A 17,813-nucleotide genomic window follows, 5' to 3' on the forward strand; every position below is an offset into this window, starting at 1 on the left:
CCCCTCCCGTCCCTTGTCCGAAGCCGGCCCCCGCCCCCGGTGGTTCACACGCTCACCTCGCGGCAGGCCCGGTAGAAGTCCTTCCAGCCGTCGCGCTCGCGCACGACCGTCTCCAGGTACTCCTGCCAGATGACGCGGTCCGCCGCCGGGTCGCGGACCACCGCGCCGAGGATGCCCGCGGCGACGTCCCCCGGCCGCAGCACTCCGTCGCCGAAGTGGGCCGCCAGCGCGAGGCCGTTGGTGACGACGGAGATCGCCTCGGCCGTGGACAGGGTGCCGCTGGGCGACTTGAGCTTCGTCCGGCCGTCGGTCGTGACGCCGTCGCGCAGCTCGCGGAAGACGGTGACGACCCGGCGGATCTCGTCGAGGCCGTCGGGCGCGGCCGGCAGGTCCAGCGAGCGGCCGATCTGGTCGACACGGCGCGAGACGATGTCGACCTCGGCCTCGGGACTCTCCGGCAGGGGCAGCACCACCGTGTTGAACCGGCGGCGCAGGGCGCTGGACAGGTCGTTGACCCCGCGGTCGCGGTCGTTGGCCGTGGCGATCAGGTTGAAACCGCGGACGGCCTGCACCTCCTGGCCCAGCTCCGGTATGGGCAGGGTCTTCTCGGACAGGATCGTGATGAGCGAGTCCTGCACGTCCGCCGGGATACGGGTCAGCTCCTCGACCCGGGCCGTCATGCCCTCCGCCATCGCCCGCATGACGGGGCTCGGCACGAGGGCGTCGCGGCTCGGTCCGCGGGCGAGCAGCTGCGCGTAGTTCCACCCGTAGCGGATGGCCTCCTCCGGGGTGCCCGCGGTGCCCTGGACCAGCAGGGTGGAGTCGCCGCTGACGGCCGCGGCCAGGTGCTCGGACACCCAGGTCTTCGCCGTGCCCGGCACACCGAGCAGGAGCAGGGCGCGGTCGGTGGCGAGCGTGGTGACGGCGACCTCGACGATGCGGCGCGGCCCCACGTACTTCGGCGTGATCACCGTGCCGTCGGGCAGGGTGCCGCCGAGCAGATACGTGGCCACGGCCCACGGCGACAGCTTCCAGCGGGCCGGACGCGGACGGTCGTCCTGAGCGGCCAGCGCGGCCAGTTCGTGCGCGAAGGCGTCCTCGGCATGCGGTCGCAACGCCTCGGCCGGGCGCGTCCCGTCCGCTTCGACGGACGTCGGCTCCACGGACACGGTCATGGCAAAGTCCCCCTCCAGCTCGGCCGGTTCGGATCTGGGGTCCACGTAACACCACGCCACTGACAATGCACTCTGACCTGCGCGAACGCAGGTGCGGACGCCCGGCCGCCCCCGCTCGCCGAGCCGATTGTCAGTGGCGGGATCTACCTTCGGTCCCATGACTCAGCAGGGGGTGCGCTGGACCGCGGACCAGGTGCTGGCACTTGCGCCTGACGCGGCATCACGCAAAGCGGGAAGCAAACTGGGCACGGCGGGGCCGTGGTCGGAGGCGGGGAGTACCGACGAGGGGACGGTGTGGGGGCTGTGCAAGGGCAGTGGGAGCAGGCCCTATCAGACGGTCGTCGACCTCGCGGACGCCTCCGGGCCCGCGTACAAGTGCAGTTGCCCGAGCCGCAAGTTCCCGTGCAAGCACGCGCTGGGACTGCTGCTGCTCTGGGCGGGCGGGGACGGAGCCGTGCCGAGCGGGCAGCCGCCGGAGTGGGCCGGGCAGTGGACGGCCGGCCGGCGCCGTCGCGCCGATGCGAGGAAGGACGGGGAGGGCGCCGGTGCACCGTCCGCTTCGGCCGACCCCGAGGCCGCCCGCCGCCGGGCCGAGCGCCGTGCCGAGCGGGTCACGGCCGGCGCGACCGAGCTGGAGCAGCGCCTGACGGATCTGCTCCGCGGGGGCCTGGCCTCGGCGGAGCAGGCGGGTTACGGGCTGTGGGAAGAGACGGCGGCCCGCATGGTCGACGCCCAGGCCCAGGGCCTCGCCGCACGGGTCCGGGAGCTGGGCGCCGTCCCGTCGACCGGCCCGGGCTGGCCGGTGCGGCTGCTGGAGGAGTGTGCGCTGCTGCACCTTCTCTGCCAGGGCTGGCTGCGCCGTGAGCGCCTCCCGGACGGGCTCGCGGCCACGGTCCGCTCCCGCATCGGCCTGCCGGCCTCCGCCGACGGCCCGCCGCAGAAGGACAGCTGGCTGGTCCTGGCCCGGTACGACACGACGGACCCGCGCCTGACGACGCGCCGGACGTGGCTGCACGGCGCGGAGACGCAGCGCACGGTTCTGCTCCTGTCCTACGGCGCCGCGGGCCGGGCCCCGGAGCTGTCCCTGCCGGTGGGCCTGGCGCTGGAGGCCGAGGTGTCGGCGTATCCCGGTGCCGGGCAGCTGCGGGTCGCCCTGGGCGAGCAGTTCGCCCCGCCCGCGCCCACGGTGATGCGCCCCCCGGGCCTGACGACGACCCTCGCGGCCGCCCGTTACGGCGACGCCCTGCGCGAGGACCCGTGGCTGGAGTCCGTTCCCGTGACGCTGGACCGGGTCGTTCCCGTCCCCGACGGCGACTCCTGGCAGTTGGCGGACGCCGACGAGGACGCCGCCCTGCCGCTCACCCCCGCCGCGCGGTCCCGTCCGGGCCTGTGGCGGCTCGTCGCCCTGTCGGGCGGCGCACCGGTCAAGGTCTTCGGCGAGTGCGGCCACCAGGGCTTCACCCCGCTGACGGCCTGGCCCGAGGGCGCGGGGGACCCGGTCAGCCTGTGCTGACCACCGGGGTCGCGCATGCTCACGCATCTTTCAGGCATCACCGGACCACCGGTAAGGGCGACCCTTCGACCGCCCCCGGTGTCCCGCAGAAGGGAAGTTGATGACCAGGACCTCCACACCCGTGGACGCGACCGCCGAGGGCGGCTGGGAAGGGCTCGTCACGACCGCCCTGCTCGGCACCGACCGGCGCACCCCGCCGGGCACCGCGCCGGGGCGGGACGCCCCGGTGGCGCTGCTGGACGCGGCGGCCGTGGAGACCGTGCGCCGCAGGGCCGGTCTGCGTCCGGCCCGGGCGGCGGAGCGCCCGAAGCCGGCCCCGCAGGACCCGCGTCCGCCCCTGCCCGCGGCGGCCGCCCGCAGGCTCGCCCTGCTGCTGGCGGACCGCCCGGGTCCGTCCGGCGGTGGTCGTCGCGGCGCGGCCCCCGATCTGACGGAGCTGCTGCCGCAGTGGCTCGCGACGGCCAACGCCCGCGGCTTCGCGCCGCCTCCACACGCCCTGCCGGCTTTGCTGGACGCGGCCCGGGGCCGTACGGATCTGCGCCCGGCGGCACTGGAGTTCGCCGGGCCGCGGGCCCTGTGGCTGGCGCGGCTGAACCCGGACTGGCGGTTCGCCCTCAGGTCGACGCCGGGCGGCGGAGCGTCCCTGCCGCACCTCGACGACAGCGAGGGGATCGAGCGGCTGTGGCAGGAGGGCCTGTTCGCCGAACGGGTCGCGCTGCTGTCCGCGCTGCGCTCCCGCGACCCCGCCGCCGCCCGCGATCTGCTCGCCACGACCTGGACGACCGAACGGGCCGAGGACCGGCTGATGTTCCTCGACTCCCTGCGCGCGGGCCTGGGCCCGGACGACGAGCCCTTCCTGGAGCAGGCCCTGGCCGACCGCAGCCGCAACGTCCGGGCGACCGCGGCGGAACTGCTGTCGTCACTGCCCGGTTCGGCGCTGGCCGCGCGGATGGCGGTCCGGGCGGGGGCGTGCGTGGCCATCGACCACGCGCAGACGGCGGGGGCCGCGCAGGACCCCGGCAGCCCTCGACCTCCGGCCGGTGGTCAGGCTCACCAAGGGCGGGTGACGGGGCCGTCGATCGTCGTCGAAGCGCCGCACGAGTGCGACTCCGGTATGGAGCGAGACGGTGTGGTGGCCAAGGCACCCTCAGGCCGGGGTGAACGGTCGTGGTGGTTCGGCCAGTTGGTGGAGGCGGCGCCACTGGGGATCTGGTCGGGGAGGCTCGGCGGCCGGACACCCGCGGAGATCGTGGCGCTGCCCGTGGCGGACGGCTGGCAGGGCGAACTGCACGCGGCGTGGTGCCGTGCCGCGGTACGTCAGGCGGACGCCGCGTGGTCACGGGCGCTGCTCGGGGAGCCCACGGCTCCGGAGGCCGGCGGCCCCGGTGCGGTGTCGCTGGCCGAGCGCGCCAAGCTGCTCGGCACGCTGGGCGCCGCCGAACGGGCCGAGTGGGTGGCCGGCTTCATCGCCACGCACGGCTTGTCCGAGGCGTTCCAGCTGCTCGGCGTGTGCGCGGTGCCGTGGGCTCCTCCGCTCGGCCGGGCGGTGGTGGACGCGCTCAACATCGCTCGGGACGCGGGGAGTTATCCATGGAGTTTCAGTGGAGTGATGGGGCTGGCCGAGCGCTGCCTGGACCCGTCCGAGGCGGTCCGCCTCGACGCCCTGCTGGCGGTGCCGGACGAAGCGGAGAACGCCTCGCCGGGAGCCGGCGGCTACTGGGCGGAGGCCTTCCAGCGCCTGGTCACGACCCTGCGCCTGCGCGCGGCCATGACGGAGGAACTGCTGGCGCCGTAACACCCGGGATTCCGGCCGCGAGCACCACGGCCGACCTGGGCCGCGGCCTCGGCCGCCTGACCACGTGCTTCGACACAGGCACAGGCACAGGCACAGGTACAGGCACAGGCACAGGTACAGGCACAGCCACAGGTACAGGCACAGCCACAGGTACAGGCACAGGCACAGACGTCCACACCGGCACCGTCACCCGCACCGGCGCACGCCGGACCGGTCCACGGCGGACCGGTCCACGCCCGACCGGCGCTCGCCGCATGAGCCGCGCCCGAACCGCCGAAGGCCTACGCCCCGGCCGGCTGGCGGACGTTCGTGCGGACCCAGTCGACGATCGACTGCGTGGTCGCGCCGGGCGTGAAGATCTCCGCGACGCCCTTCTCCTTCAACGGGGCAATGTCCGCCTCAGGGATGATCCCGCCGCCGAAGACCAGGATGTCCTCGGCGTCCCGCTCCTTGAGCAGGTCGATCACCGCCGCGAAGAGCGTGTTGTGCGCGCCGGAGAGGATGGAGAGCCCGATCGCGTCGGCGTCCTCCTGGATCGCCGTGTCGACGATCTGCTCGGGGGTCTGGTGGAGGCCCGTGTAGATGACCTCCATACCGGCGTCGCGCAGGGCACGCGCGATCACCTTGGCCCCGCGATCGTGGCCGTCGAGCCCCGGCTTGGCCACCACCACGCGGATCGGACCGGCTGCCACACCCATCACTGCCTCCATGAAGCGACTACATCCATCCGTACCGACAAGTACCGCACAGATCCCCCGTGCAGTACACGCCGAACACACCGCTCGGGCCGCCCACCGCACCTGCTGCGGCGCCACGGCACGGACGCCCCGCCCCGAACCGTCCGGGCAAGTGAACGAACGTTATCCCCAGGATCCCGCAACCGGCAGTTTCGCGGTGCGGACCGAGGGGGAAATCACATGGTGGGACAAGCGCAAGGGGAGCCGCCAGGAGGTCGCCCGATCGCCGCGCCACCCACCACACCCGGCGGCGGTACGGCACTTCGGCGAAGGCACGCAGGGCCGGCACGACACGCAGGGCACGCACGGCGTATCAGCGAGAAACCTCGTCACCCCACCGATCGGGGACCTCGTCGCACCTCCGGCGTCACAGGCGCCACACGCCGCGCACCGTTCCCGCAGCCCACTGAGCACACACCGCTCGGGCGGTCGTCGCCGGCCGTCTTCACGGCTGCTTCCCATGAGGGCACACGGGGGGCGGAGCCGTCTCCGGGCGTGCCGACAGGAGGTCGGCCGTGAAGGTCACCGGCATCACCGGAATCCCCGGAGTCAGCGCGATCAGTGGAATCACAGCCGTCACCCGGATCGGCCGGATCACCCTGCCGCTCGTTCCGGCCCGCCTACGCCTGCTGCCGAGTGAGCCGTCTCGACTGCCGGGGGTGCCGGGAGTGCCAAGGCTCCCGGCCCTGTCCGCGGCACTGCTGAAGGCGACCGCCCTGGAGCTGGCGATCCTGGCCGGACACCTCCTCCTGTACCCCTCCGGCGTCACGCAGGAACGGCGTCCCCAGGTTTCGGCGCAGGCCGCCGACGGGGCCGCCCGGCTCCCCGCGGAGGCCAAGCCGCCCGTGGTCCTGCTGCACGGATTCGTCGACAACCGCTCGGTCTTCGTCCTGCTGCGCCGCAGCCTCGCCCGGCATGGCAGACAGCGGATCGAGTCCCTCAACTACTCGCCGCTGACGAGCGACGTGCGGCTCGCGGCGGAGCGGCTCGGCCGGCACGTCGAGGAGGTCTGCGAGCGGACCGGGGCCGAGCGGGTCGACGTCGTCGGGCACAGCCTCGGAGGTCTGATCGCGCGGTACTACGTGCAGCGGCTCGGCGGCGACACGCGGGTGCGGACGCTCGTCACGCTCGGCACGCCGCATGCGGGCACCCGTGCGGCGCGCTGGGCCGACGCGCACCCCATCGTGCGCCAGATGCGCCCCGGCTCACCGGTGCTCGAGGAGCTCACCCGGCCCGCCCCCGACTGCGGTACGCACTTCGTCGGCTTCTGGAGCGACCTCGATCATGTGATGGTCCCGCCGGAGACGGCCCGCATCGACCACCCCGACCTGTCGGTGCGCAACGTGCGGGTCACCGGCATCGGCCATCTCGCCCTGCCCGTGCACCCCGCAGTCGCCGACGCGATTCGGGAGGTTCTCGACACGGCGCTCCCGGGTGAACCGTCGGCGGACGGGACCGAAGGCCGGGCCGGCGGTCTGACGGTGGCCTGAAACTCGTCATACAGCCGCCACGGGTTCGCCCAACCCCGATCAGCTTCGAACAAACATCGAACACAAGGCCAAAGCCGCGTCCGCAGTCCGCCAAAACACGGCCGAATGCCCGTTTCCTGCGCGCGTGAAACCTGCCGAAGATTGTCGTGCCCGCGTACCGCCGGGTACAGTCGCCGCACTGCTCTGGCAGCCCCTGTTGTCGAGGCGAAAGAGAAGTTGGTGAACGACCGTCACCCGTCGGGGACCATGGCCCCGGCTCCGGCTTCCGACGCCGCCTCGGCGCACTACGCGTCGTACGGCACCCAGGAAGCCCCGTACGGCGACTTCACCACGTACGGCGACCACGACGCCACCGGTTTTCACCCCGGCGCCGGCGGAGGGCCCGACGCCTCGGGTCACGCCACTTCGAGCTTCGCCACGGACCCCCTCTTCGGCGACATGCCGGGCAACGGCCACGACACGGGTGCGTACGACTCCGGCCAGTGGTCCACGGGTACCCCCGAGCACGCGAACAATGACGCCTACGCGGCCCAGCACCACGCCGCCTACGACACCGGCGTCTACGACACGACCTCCTGGACGACCGGGCAGCAGCCGATGTCGGCCATCCCGTCGCCGACCCCGGCCCCGGACGCCACCGGCCAGTGGGACAGCGGCGCCTGGCTCCAGCCGGACCAGTCGGGCGAGGCGGCCGACCACACCCAGCAGTGGGCCTGGGGCACGCAAGCCTTCGACACCGGCGCCTACGACGCCACGCAGTGGAACTCCGACGGCTCCGCGGCACCGTCCGGCGAGGGCTACGAGCAGCCTGCCGAAACCTTCGAGCAGCACGAGCCGGCGCAGTTCGACGCGCACCAGCCGGCGCAGTTCGACCAGTCCGAGCCGGTGCCCTTCGACCAGCTCGAGACCGCGACGTTCGAGCACGTCGGCTATGACGAGCCCGTCGGCCACGGTTCCGCCGCCGACGGCGACGAGACGGCCTCGACCGGTGAACTGCCCGCCGTCCGCCTCCTGGACGGTCAGGAGGAGGTCGTGCCCACCGGTTCCCGGGCTGCCTCGCGGGCCGGGTCCCGCTCCCGTCGCCGTACGCCGCCGAAGCGTTCGGCGCTGCTGACCGTCGCGGTGCCCTCGGCGTGCGTGATGGGTGTCGCGGGGATCGCGGCCGCGTCGGTGGGCACCTTCACCGAGGACAGCGCGGCCGAGGCGCACACCACGGCCGCGGACGTGCAGCCGGTGAAGCCGGCCGCTGCCAACAACAAGCTCGACACGCAGCTGCAGAGCCTCGCCGCGGGCGCCGACGACTTCGCCGACCGGGCCAGCCGTACGCAGGAGCGCATCGACCTCAAGGCCCAGCAGGCCGCCGAGAAGAGGCGGGCGGCGGAGGAGGCGGCCCGCAAGGAGCGGCTGCGCCCCAAGTTCGCCCTGCCGGTCTCGCAGCACGGACTGAGCGCGTACTACGGCCAGTCGGGCATCAACTGGATGTCCCTGCACACCGGCATCGACTTCCCCGTCGCGTACGGCACGACCGTGATGGCCGCCACCGACGGCACCGTGCGCACGCAGTGGAACAGCGCCTACGGCAACATGATGATCGTGACCGCGAAGGACGGCACGGAGACGTGGTACTGCCACCTCTCCACCTACACCGTCCCCTCGGGTACGACCGTGAAGGCCGGCGACCCCATCGCGCGCTCGGGCAACTCGGGCAACTCCACCGGTCCGCACCTGCACTTCGAGGTGCGCCCGGGCGGCGGCTCGGCGATCGACCCCCTGCCGTGGCTGCGCAGCCACGGCGTCAACCCGGCCTGATCGCCCAACAGTTACCGACACTCCTGAGGCGGTGCACCGACTCCGCCCGGTTTCCGCCCCCCTGGTGCGCGCGAACGGGGAGCCTCCACTCGCTGGAGCCTCCCCTCGGGGAAGCCCTCAGCCCTCGGGGAAGCCCTCAGCGGGTCAGAGCTTCTCCACCGGCGCGTAGCGCAGCAGCAGCCGCTTGGGCTTGGTGTCGCCGAAGTCGATCGTCGCCTCGGCGTTCGCCCCCGTGCCCTTGACCGCGACGACCGTGCCGAGCCCGAACTGGTCGTGGGTGACGCGGTCCCCCACGGCCAGCGCGACCACCGGCTTCTCGGCGGTGCGGCGCGTGGCGAAGCCGGAGGCGCCGGAGGCCGAGGAGCGTGAGCGGGACGAGGACAGGGAGGCCGCGACCGCGGAGACCGGCCCGGAGGACGCGGGCGCGGTCGCACCCGTGCGCTTCCACTCCACGTGGGCCGGCGGGATCTCCTCGAGGAACCGGGAGGGCGGGTTGTACGACGGCTGGCCCCAGGCGCTGCGCAGCGTGGACCGCGTCAGGTACAGCCGCTCCCGGGCGCGCGTGATGCCGACGTAGGCCAGGCGGCGCTCCTCCTCCAGCTCCTTGGTCTCCCCCAGGGCACGCATGTGCGGGAAGACGCCGTCCTCCATGCCGGTGAGGAAGACGACCGGGAACTCCAGGCCCTTGGCGGTGTGCAGGGTCATCAGCGTGATGACCCCGTCGCCGTCCTCCTCGTCGGGGATCTGGTCGGAGTCGGCGACCAGCGCGACCTGTTCGAGGAAGTCGGACAGCGTGCCGCCGGTCTCCGCGTCCTCGCCGCGCTCCTGCTCGAACTCCATGGCGACGGCGGCCAGTTCCTGGAGGTTCTCGATCCGGGTCTCGTCCTGCGGGTCGGTGGAGGCCTGCAGTTCGGCGAGGTACCCGGTGCGCTCCAGCACGGCCTCCAGGACGGTGGCCGGCCCGGCGCCGGACTCGACGATCGTGCGCAGGTCCTCCATCAGCGTGTTGAACCGCTTGACGGCGTTGGTGGAGCGCGCGGCCATGCCGTACGCCTCGTCGACGCGCTTGAGCGCCTGCGGGAAGCTGATCTTCTCGCGCTGGGCGAGGGCGTCGATCATCGCCTCGGCGCGGTCGCCGATGCCCCGCTTGGGGACGTTGAGGATCCGGCGCAGCGGCACCGAGTCCTCGGGGTTGGACAGCACGCGCAGGTAGGCCAGGACGTCCCGGACCTCCTTGCGCTCGTAGAAGCGGACGCCGCCGACGACCTTGTAGGGCAGGCCGACGCGGATGAAGACCTCTTCGAAGACACGGGACTGGGCGTTGGTGCGGTAGAACACCGCGACGTCGCCCGCCTTGGCCTCGCCGGCGTCGGTGAGGCGGTCTATCTCGTCGGCGACGAACTGGGCCTCGTCGTGCTCGGTGTCGGCGACGTAGCCGGTGATGCGCGCGCCGGTGCCCGCGTTGGTCCACAGGTTCTTGGGACGGCGGGACTCGTTGCGCTCGATGACGGCGTTGGCCGCCGACAGGATCGTCTGCGTGGAGCGGTAGTTCTGCTCGAGCAGGATCGTCGTGGCGTCCGGGTAGTCCTCCTCGAACTGGAGGATGTTGCGGATGGTCGCGCCGCGGAAGGCGTAGATCGACTGGTCGGCGTCGCCCACCACGCACAGCTCGGCCGGCGGGACCTCGGCCTCGGGCGGTACGTCGACGGGGTGCTCGGAGGTGCCCACCAGCTCGCGGACCAGGGCGTACTGCGCGTGGTTGGTGTCCTGGTACTCGTCGACCAGGACGTGCCGGAAGCGGCGTCGGTAGTGCTCGGCGACGTCCGGGAAGGCGCGCAGCAGGTTGACCGTCGTCATGATCAGGTCGTCGAAGTCCAGGGCGTTCGCCTCGCGCAGCCGCGACTGGTACAGGGCGTAGGCCTGGGCGAGGGTCTTCTCGAAGCCGTCGGTGGCCTGGGCGGCGAAGTCCTCCTCGTCGATCAGCTCGTTCTTCAGGTTGCTGATCTTGGCGCTGAAGGACTTCGGCGGGAAGCGCTTGGGGTCGAGGTCGAGGTCGCGGCAGACCAGGGCCATCAGGCGCTTGGAGTCGGCGGCGTCGTAGATCGAGAAGGAGGAGGTGAAGCCGAGCTTCTTGCTCTCGCGCCGGAGGATGCGCACGCACGCGCTGTGGAAGGTCATGACCCACATGGCGTTGGCGCGCGGGCCGACGAGCTGCTCGACGCGCTCCTTCATCTCGCCCGCGGCCTTGTTGGTGAACGTGATCGCGAGGATCTGGCCCGGGTGCACGTTCCGCTCGGCGAGCAGGTGGGCGATGCGGTGGGTGAGCACGCGGGTCTTGCCGGATCCGGCACCGGCGACGATGAGCAGCGGGGAGCCGGAGTGGACGACGGCGGCGCGCTGGTTGTCGTTGAGCCCTTCCAGCAGCGCGGCGGAGTCGATCACCGGGCGGGGGGCGCCGTCCCGGTAGTGGGTGTCCCGGTCCGGCGGCACGTCGAACTTCCCGCCGAACAGATCGTCCGGAAGCGGCTCCGGAGCGTGGTCGTCCTCGGGCGGCGGCGGGGGCTCGTCCGCGGGGCCCCGCTGGGCCTGGAGGTCCGCCAGGAAGCTGTCGTCAAAGAGGCTGCTCATCGCTCTCCGAGTCTAGGGCGCCCCACTGACAGCCCGCCGCCACCACCGGGAACATCACACCGGGCACCGGCAGGAGGGCCGGGCGGCTGGCGCATTGTCACCGTGGAGCACGACATGATCACGGTCCGCTATGTCCGCAACAATCCAGGACAACTCACGACCAAACCGCCGTGATCGTTCACGCAGGGCAACGCTTCCCGGAAAGGTCACGAAAATGTATCGGGCATATCACCCATCAACCTTCACAGGGACCACACGAGTTGGCTACCGTGCGATCAGGCCGCACGACCCTCACCGGCGAACGACGCCGGGCCGCGCGGCCTCCGCCGAGTCCGGTGTGCCGCAGCGGCGGCCGGAGCCGGGGACCCAACCGAGAACCCCGGGGTGAATCGGCCCGCCTCCGCATCCGGAGAGGCCGTAGGGCAACCCTTCCGAACCACCCGCCCGAACCCGACAGCTAACCCGGTAGGCGGACGATGGAAGGAGTCGCCTCCCTTGGCGTCGCACCGCAAGTCGCGTCCTACGGGTTCGCGCGTGGCAGGCATACGGACCCCCGCCCTGGCAACGGCGGCCCTCACCTCCGTGGCCCTGCTGTCCCAGTCGGCCGAAGCCGCCCCCGAGGCCGACGACAGGCCCAGCCTCGAAGAAGTCGAGAAGAAGGTCGACGACCTGTACCGCCAGGCCGAGTCGGCGACCGACAAGTACAACGCGGCCAAGGAAAGGACCGCGAAGCAGCGCAAGCGCGTCGACACCCTCCTCGACGACGCCGCGCAGCGCGCCCAGAAGCTCAACGAGGCGCGCGACAAGCTCGGTTCCTACGCCTCCGCGCAGTACCGCACGGGGGCCGCCGCCCCGGAGACGGCGACGTTCCTGCTCGCGGACACCCCGCAGGACTACTTCGACCAGACCCAGCTGATGGACCGGATGACCGGCCGCCAGAAGGAAGCGGTCGACGACTTCGTCACGCGGCAGTCCGAGACGGTGACGAAGCGCCGGGAGGCGACCGAGAGCCTCGAGAGGCTCACCGACGCCCAGGGCGACCTGAAGGCGGCCAAGGCGACCGTCCAGCGCAAGCTGGCCGACGCCCGCGCGCTGATGTCGAGGCTGACCGCCGAGGAGAAGGCGCGGCTCGCGGCGATCGAGAAGGAGAAGCGGGAGGAGGCCGCCCGCCGCGCCGCCGAGCTGGCCCGGCAGCAGGCCGCGCAGCAGCAGGCACCGCGCGAGGAGGCCCCGCGGCAGGAGAGCGGCTCGCCGGCGGCGGGTTCCGGCTCGTCCTCCTCGACGCCCTCCGCGGACTCCTCGTACGCCACCAAGGGGGACAAGGCCCTGGCTTTCGCGCGCGCCCAGGTCGGCAAGCCGTACGTCTGGGGCGCCGTCGGCCCCGGCTCCTACGACTGCTCCGGCCTCACCCAGGCCGCCTGGAAGGCCGCCGGCGTCACCCTGCCGCGCACCACCTACGACCAGGTCGGCGCCGGCACCACCGTCCCGGTGTCGCAGGCGCAGCCGGGCGATCTTGTCTTCTTCTACGACGACGTCACGCACGTCGGGCTGTACGTCGGCAACGGCATGATGATCCACGCGCCGAAGCCGGGCGCGTACGTGCGCGAGGAGTCGGTCTACTACGACGGCGAGTCGGCCGTCCACAGCGTGGTGCGGCCCGCCTGAGCGGACGGGGGGGCGTTTTCGGGGGCACGCGCGCGTGCCCCTCACCGCCCGCGCGCGCCGCTCTCTAGCATCGGCGTATGTCCGGTCCCTCCCCGTTTGCCACCTGGTGGGCGACGTACGCGCTGGCGACCGGCACCGTGTCGGTCGGTCTCGACTCCGCGGGTCACGCGGTCCTCTCCCGTGCCGTCCTCGCCCTGGCCTGCGGAGCCTGGCTGCTGTCGGTGGTGAGCCTGCTGCAGCGGGCGCGCGGCGCCTGGCGGGCGGAGGTGCCCGCCGTGTTCACCACCGCGGCGGCGGCCGCCGTCCTCGGCACCGGCTTCTCGGCCGCGGGCCTGCACCCCGTGGCCTGGGCGCTGCTGGCTCTGTCCGCGCTGCTCTGGGCGGTGCTGCTGGCCGTGGAGGTCGGGGGGCGGCGCGGGACGGTGTTCCTGCGGTGTGTGGCCACCCAGTGCCTCGCCGTGCTGGCCGCCGCCCTGGCCGCGGCCGAGTCGCTGGCCTGGCCGGCCCACGCGGCCCTGGTGCTGCTGTGGCTGGGGCTCGCGCTGTACGGCTTCGCCCTGTTCCGCTTCCAGCCCCGGCAGGTGGAGGAGGGGCGCGGGGACCACTGGTTCGCCGAGGGCGCGCTCGCGGTCTCGGCGCTGGCCGGGGCGCAGCTGCTGTCCGCCGACAGCTCCCGCCTCTATCTGTGGAACGAGGACGACGGCGACGCCCTGCGCAACACCGCCGTCACCCTGCTCGTGCTGGCCGCCGTCTGCTGTGTCGCGCTGCTGGTCGCCGAGCTGTTCTGGCCGCGGCACCACTACGACGCGCGGCGCTGGGCCACCGTGTTCTGCGGGGCCGTGACGGCGGCGGCCACGCTGGAGGTCGCCGCGGCGCTCGACGTGGACTGGCTGGCCGGTGCGGGTCGGGCGCTGCTGTGGGCGGCGGTGGCCGCCTGGCTCGCCTGCACCGCCTGGGCCGCCGCCGCGGCCCGGGCCTCGGCCCGGTCCTCCCGGGTCAGGTCCAGAGCACGGCGATGAAGACGTTGGCCGTGGTGAGCAGTCCGACCAGGCCGAACAGGCCCTTGTCCACCCTGTCCTCGTCGCGCTTGACGTAGACCAGGCCGAGGATCACGATCAGCAGCGCCAGCTTCACGCCGATCTTGACGTTGTTCACGGACTGGTCGTCGGCCTGGTTGAGGCCGACCAGGACGATGCCGGTGACCAGCATGGTCAGGGCGCCGTGCAGCATCGCGGGCGTGAAGCGGGCCGTACCCTCGCCCATCGCCTTCATCTGGGTGAGGAAGCCGCCCAGGAGCGAGGCGATGCCGACGATGTGCAGGCCGACGAAGAGGTGGATGAGTACGTCCATGAGGCCGGAGCCTAACCAGGCCCCCGACGGCCGTCCGACACCGGCCCGGTGATGCATATATGCGCCCCATAGCACTCGATCACCGCCGTCGGCCCGTGATCCGGCCCTTCGGTCATCACGCTGAGTGAAGCGAAGGGTGCCGAGGCGGGATCCTGGTCGCATACGGTCACCACCGGTCCTCCGGGGACAGTTCCGCACACCCGCCACGGGGGCCGCACGCGCACCTCTACCGTCCTTCAGCAGGTGACCGGCTCCCCACCGCCGCCCGGGCCAGGGGCGGCAGTCGGACACCACCGCCGAGAAAGTCCCGCGGCGGCCCGTCTCCCCTGTGCGGGCCGCCGCGGGACGCGTAGGCCGCCCGTCCGCTCCCCCCGGCGGCCGCAGACCCCGCCGGCGGTCGAGGAAAGGACGTGGCCCCCAGGTGGCAGCGCACCGCAAGCCCCGACAACGCCCCATGGCCGGCGGCACGGCCCGCACGGCCGCCACGATCGCCCTCGCCTCCGCGGCGACGGCGACGGGCCTCGACGGGACCGGGCACGCCGAACCGCAGCTCACCCCCGGCCAGGTCCGGGCCGAAGTGGCCGAGCTCTACCGGCAGGCGGAGGCCGCCACCGAGAAGTACAACGGCGCCAAGGAGGAGGCCGACGAGGCGCGGCAGCGGCTGAAGGGCCTGCAGGACCGGGCGGCACGTTCGCAGGGACGGCTCGACGAGGCCCGGCAGGCGCTCGGTTCGGCCGCCGCCGCGCAGTACCGCTCCGGCGGCCTTGACCCGGCGATGCAGCTCGCCCTGTCCGACGACCCCGACCGCTACCTGCAGAACGCCGAGTTCGTCGAGCGGGCCGGCGACCGGCAGGGCGCCGCCGTCCGGCGGGTGCGCAGCCGGCTGCGCGAGATCGAGCAGCTTCGCGGGGCCGCGCGCGTCGAGCTGAACTCCCTCAGGACACGGCAGGCGGAGCTGCAGCGGCACAAGAGGACCGTCACCGGCAAGCTGGGCTCCGCCCGGCGGCTGCTGTCCCGGCTGACGCCGCAGGAACGTTCCCGAGTGGGCGGATCATCCGACCGCGCCACCCGCTCGGCCGGCGCCCGCGACACCCTTGCGGCTCCCGCCCCGGCGACGGCCCAGGCGCCCGGCCCCCGCGCGGCCGCAGCCGTCTCCTACGCCTACCGCAAGCTCGGCAGCCCCTACGTCTGGGGCGCGACCGGCCCGAACGCCTTCGACTGCTCCGGCCTCGTCCAGGCCGCCTACCGCTCGGCGGGCGTCTCCCTGCCGCGCACCACGTACTCCCAGATCGCCGCCGGTCGCCGGGTCTCCCGCTCCGAGCTCCTCCCCGGCGACCTGGTGTTCTTCTACGCCGGGATCAGCCACGTCGGCATCTACGTCGGCAACGGGCGGATGATCCACGCCCCGAACCCGTCCGCCCCGGTCCGCGTCGCCCCGCTCGACGAGATGCCCTTCGCGGGGGCGACACGGGTGGTCTGAGCGGGAGCACTCACACCAGCCGCCGGGCCGTCGCCCAGCGGGTCAGCTCGTGCCGGTTGGACAGCTGGAGCTTGCGCAGCACCGCCGAGACGTGGGACTCGACCGTCTTCACCGAGATGTACAGCTGCTTGGCGATCTCCTTGTACGCGTATCCCCGGGCGATGAGCCGCAGCACCTCGCGCTCGCGCTGGGTGAGGCGGTCCAGGTCCTCGTCCACGGGCGGCGCGTCGGTGGAGGCGAAGGCGTCCAGGACGAACCCGGCCAGCCGAGGGGAGAAGACCGCGTCGCCCTCCTGGACGCGGAAGATCGAGTCCACCAGGTCCGTGCCGGTGATGGTCTTGGTGACGTATCCCCGGGCGCCGCCGCGGATCACGCCGATCACGTCCTCCGCCGCGTCCGACACGGACAGCGCCAGGAAACGCACGGGCTGCTCGGTGGCCGCCATCAACGGGGCGCAGCGGCGCAGCACTTCCACCCCGCCGCCGCCCGGGAGGTGCACGTCCAGGAGCACGACCTCGGGCCGGGTGGCGGTGATGACCGTGACCGCCTGGTCGACGTCCGCGGCCTCGCCGACGACCTCGACACCGGTGAGCGCGGTCTGCCCGATCTCCGCCTGGACTCCGGTGCGGAACATGCGGTGGTCGTCGACGAGGACCACGCGCACGTGACGCCCCGGGCCACCGCCCGGCTCCGCGGCCGCCTGGTCCGGTCGCGCAGTGCCGTTCGCCTCGGTCGGGTCGCTCATGACGTCTTCTCCGCCCTCTCCATCTCCAGCTCGACCTCCGTGCCGCCGTCCGGCACCGCGCGCAGCCGCGCCGTCCCGCCGTTGCGCTCCATGCGGCCGATGATCGATTCTCTGACACCCATCCGGTCGGCGGGTATCGAGTCGAGGTCGAAGCCCGGACCGCGGTCCCGGACGGACACGAAGACCGTCTTCCCCTCGACCTCGGCGTAGACCTGGACGGCCCCGCCGTCGCCACCGTACTTGGCGGCGTTCACCATCGCTTCGCGCGCGGCCTGCATCTGTGCGGCGATCCTCTCGTCGAGCGGGCAGTCGCCGACCACCACGACCTCCAGGGGCACGCCGTGCTTGTCCTCCACCTCGGCCGCGTTGCGCCGCACGGCGTCCGCCAGGGTGGTGGGCTCGTCGGCCTCGTCCTTGCCGGTGCCCTCGGGTTTGTACAGCCAGGTCCGCAGGTCCCGCTCCTGGGCCCGGGCGAGGCGCCGCACCTCGCCCGGGTTCTCGGCGTTGCGCTGGATCAGGGTGAGGGTGTGCAGCACCGAGTCGTGCACATGGGCGGCGACCTCCGCGCGCTCCTGGGCGCGGATGCGCATCAGCCGCTCCTCGGACAGGTCCTGCGTCATCCGCACCAGGTAGGGCCCGGCCAGCAACGTGATCCCGACCAGGACGGCGAGGGCGGCCTGCAGGACGGAGCCGAGGTGGGCGGCGGAGCCCTGCAGCACGACGATGCCGGAGACACCGGCCGTCACCAGCAGCACGCCGCCCACCGAGCGCAGCAGCGCGACGGTGCGCCTGCGGCGGCCGACCTCCGCCCAGCGGGCCCGGCGCGCGTTGTCCGCCTGCCGCCACACCAGGGCGACACCGGCGCCGACGAGCACCGTCGGCCACAGGTAGACCCGGGCGCCGCCGCCGAGGTTCACGTTGCCCACGAAGACCAGGGCCACGACGACCATGAGCAGCAGCGCCACGATCTGGCCCTTGTCGGGCCGGCGGGCGACGAGTCTGCGCCGGCCGTCGGGCGAGGTCTCCGCGGCGACGAACGACGGCGGTCTCTGCGCCTCGACGCCGCCGACGCCGAGCGGGACGAAGAACCAGAACGCGGCGTACAGCAGCGCGCCGAGGCCGTCGGCCATGAACAGCCCGACGAAGACGAGCCGGACCCAGACCACGGGCAGCCCGAGGTGCCCGGCGAGCCCCCGCGCGACACCACCGAGCCAGCGTCCGTCGCTGCTGCGGTAGAGCTTGCGCGGCGGCCGCGGTTCGGCGAGAGGGGCTGCTGCGGCTTCCGACATGCCACCGATGGTCACACGCGCGGGTGACCGGAGCATCAGGGTCGGCCCCGGAGACTCCCCTGATCTCAGCGGCGTCCGCCTCGCACACCTCCCGCCCGTCTCAGGGCCGATATCAGGGTCGGACCAGGGTCGATCCG

The 17,813-nt window shown here is 73.0% G+C and carries 13 protein-coding genes and 1 riboswitch; of the genes, 7 read left to right on the forward strand and 6 right to left on the reverse strand.

Annotation, left to right across the window (positions count from 1 at the left end; all coding sequences use genetic code 11):
• Positions 1-44 precede the first annotated feature (44 nt).
• The gene (locus Q5694_RS11865) at positions 45-1,175 is read right to left on the reverse strand and encodes an ATP-binding protein (protein WP_333932622.1); all 1,131 of its coding nucleotides are present in this window, start codon (positions 1,173-1,175) and stop codon (positions 45-47) included.
• A gap of 157 nt (positions 1,176-1,332) precedes the next feature.
• On the opposite strand from Q5694_RS11865, the gene Q5694_RS11870 reads away from it, so the two are divergent.
• Entirely contained in the window at positions 1,333-2,688 is a 1,356-nt protein-coding gene (locus Q5694_RS11870) for an SWIM zinc finger family protein (RefSeq protein ID WP_333932623.1), read from the forward strand.
• Between the two features lie 100 nt (positions 2,689-2,788).
• A complete protein-coding gene (locus Q5694_RS11875; RefSeq protein WP_333932624.1) occupies positions 2,789-4,483 on the forward strand; it encodes a DUF5691 domain-containing protein in 1,695 nt (564 codons plus the stop codon).
• A 281-nt stretch (positions 4,484-4,764) separates the two neighbouring features.
• Here the strand turns inward: Q5694_RS11875 and Q5694_RS11880 are convergent, their stop codons facing one another.
• Positions 4,765-5,181 carry a cobalamin B12-binding domain-containing protein gene (locus Q5694_RS11880; protein WP_333932625.1) on the reverse strand — a complete coding sequence of 139 codons (417 nt, stop codon included), beginning with the start codon at positions 5,179-5,181 and terminating at the stop codon, positions 4,765-4,767.
• Between the two features lie 605 nt (positions 5,182-5,786).
• Here Q5694_RS11880 and Q5694_RS11885 point away from each other — a divergent pair.
• Both Q5694_RS11885 and Q5694_RS11890 read left to right on the forward strand, forming a co-directional pair.
• Positions 5,787-6,710 carry an esterase/lipase family protein gene (locus Q5694_RS11885; RefSeq protein WP_443040862.1) on the forward strand — a complete coding sequence of 308 codons (924 nt, stop codon included), beginning with the start codon at positions 5,787-5,789 and terminating at the stop codon, positions 6,708-6,710.
• Between the two features lie 105 nt (positions 6,711-6,815).
• Positions 6,816-8,519: a M23 family metallopeptidase gene (locus Q5694_RS11890; protein WP_443040852.1), complete on the forward strand. Its 1,704-nt coding sequence runs from the start codon at positions 6,816-6,818 to the stop codon at positions 8,517-8,519.
• A gap of 144 nt (positions 8,520-8,663) precedes the next feature.
• Here Q5694_RS11890 and pcrA read toward each other — a convergent pair whose 3' ends face one another.
• Positions 8,664-11,147, reverse strand: coding sequence for a DNA helicase PcrA (gene pcrA, locus Q5694_RS11895; protein ID WP_333932627.1), 2,484 nt, complete (start codon positions 11,145-11,147; stop codon positions 8,664-8,666).
• 314 nt (positions 11,148-11,461) lie between these two features.
• Positions 11,462-11,634, forward strand: a riboswitch (cyclic di-AMP (ydaO/yuaA leader).
• Between the two features lie 8 nt (positions 11,635-11,642).
• On the opposite strand from pcrA, the gene Q5694_RS11900 reads away from it, so the two are divergent.
• Together Q5694_RS11900 and Q5694_RS11905 are read left to right on the forward strand one after the other, a co-directional pair.
• Positions 11,643-12,812, forward strand: a complete 1,170-nt coding sequence (locus Q5694_RS11900; protein ID WP_333932628.1) for a C40 family peptidase — start codon at positions 11,643-11,645, stop codon at positions 12,810-12,812.
• Positions 12,813-12,889: 77 nt separating this feature from the next.
• Positions 12,890-13,831, forward strand: coding sequence for a hypothetical protein (locus Q5694_RS11905; RefSeq protein WP_333932629.1), 942 nt, complete (start codon positions 12,890-12,892; stop codon positions 13,829-13,831).
• Here the strand turns inward: Q5694_RS11905 and Q5694_RS11910 are convergent.
• On the reverse strand, positions 13,809-14,162 hold the full coding sequence (locus tag Q5694_RS11910; RefSeq protein WP_333932630.1) for a hypothetical protein: 354 nt from the start codon (positions 14,160-14,162) through the stop codon (positions 13,809-13,811). The genes Q5694_RS11905 and Q5694_RS11910 overlap by 23 nt on opposite strands.
• 421 nt (positions 14,163-14,583) lie before the next feature.
• Between Q5694_RS11910 and Q5694_RS11915 the strand changes: the two genes are divergently transcribed.
• The gene (locus Q5694_RS11915) at positions 14,584-15,642 is read left to right on the forward strand and encodes a C40 family peptidase (RefSeq protein ID WP_333932631.1); all 1,059 of its coding nucleotides are present in this window, start codon (positions 14,584-14,586) and stop codon (positions 15,640-15,642) included.
• Positions 15,643-15,652: 10 nt separating this feature from the next.
• Here the strand turns inward: Q5694_RS11915 and Q5694_RS11920 are convergent, their stop codons facing one another.
• Both Q5694_RS11920 and Q5694_RS11925 read right to left on the reverse strand, forming a co-directional pair.
• A complete protein-coding gene (locus tag Q5694_RS11920; protein ID WP_333932632.1) occupies positions 15,653-16,387 on the reverse strand; it encodes a response regulator transcription factor in 735 nt (244 codons plus the stop codon).
• A complete protein-coding gene (locus Q5694_RS11925; protein ID WP_333932633.1) occupies positions 16,384-17,676 on the reverse strand; it encodes an ATP-binding protein in 1,293 nt (430 codons plus the stop codon). Before Q5694_RS11925 ends, Q5694_RS11920 begins: the two co-directional genes overlap by 4 nt.
• Between the last annotated feature and the right edge of the window lie 137 nt (positions 17,677-17,813).

Origin of the sequence: Streptomyces sp. AHA2 (assembly GCF_036857595.1) — a bacterium.
Taxonomy (GTDB): domain Bacteria; phylum Actinomycetota; class Actinomycetes; order Streptomycetales; family Streptomycetaceae; genus Streptomyces.

Bases quoted from the DNA above. Each gene is read 5' to 3' on its own strand.
- pcrA (WP_333932627.1), bottom strand. From the start codon at position 11,147: ATGAGCAGCCTCTTTGACGACAGCTTCCTGGCGGACCTCCAGGCCCAG.
- Q5694_RS11875 (WP_333932624.1), top strand. From the start codon at position 2,789: ATGACCAGGACCTCCACACCCGTGGACGCGACCGCCGAGGGCGGCTGG.
- Q5694_RS11865 (WP_333932622.1), bottom strand. From the start codon at position 1,175: ATGACCGTGTCCGTGGAGCCGACGTCCGTCGAAGCGGACGGGACGCGC.
- Q5694_RS11910 (WP_333932630.1), bottom strand. From the start codon at position 14,162: ATGGACGTACTCATCCACCTCTTCGTCGGCCTGCACATCGTCGGCATC.
- Q5694_RS11890 (WP_443040852.1), top strand. From the start codon at position 6,816: ATGCCCGTTTCCTGCGCGCGTGAAACCTGCCGAAGATTGTCGTGCCCG.
- Q5694_RS11925 (WP_333932633.1), bottom strand. From the start codon at position 17,676: ATGTCGGAAGCCGCAGCAGCCCCTCTCGCCGAACCGCGGCCGCCGCGC.
- Q5694_RS11905 (WP_333932629.1), top strand. From the start codon at position 12,890: ATGTCCGGTCCCTCCCCGTTTGCCACCTGGTGGGCGACGTACGCGCTG.
- Q5694_RS11920 (WP_333932632.1), bottom strand. From the start codon at position 16,387: ATGAGCGACCCGACCGAGGCGAACGGCACTGCGCGACCGGACCAGGCG.
- Q5694_RS11880 (WP_333932625.1), bottom strand. From the start codon at position 5,181: ATGGGTGTGGCAGCCGGTCCGATCCGCGTGGTGGTGGCCAAGCCGGGG.
- Q5694_RS11870 (WP_333932623.1), top strand. From the start codon at position 1,333: ATGACTCAGCAGGGGGTGCGCTGGACCGCGGACCAGGTGCTGGCACTT.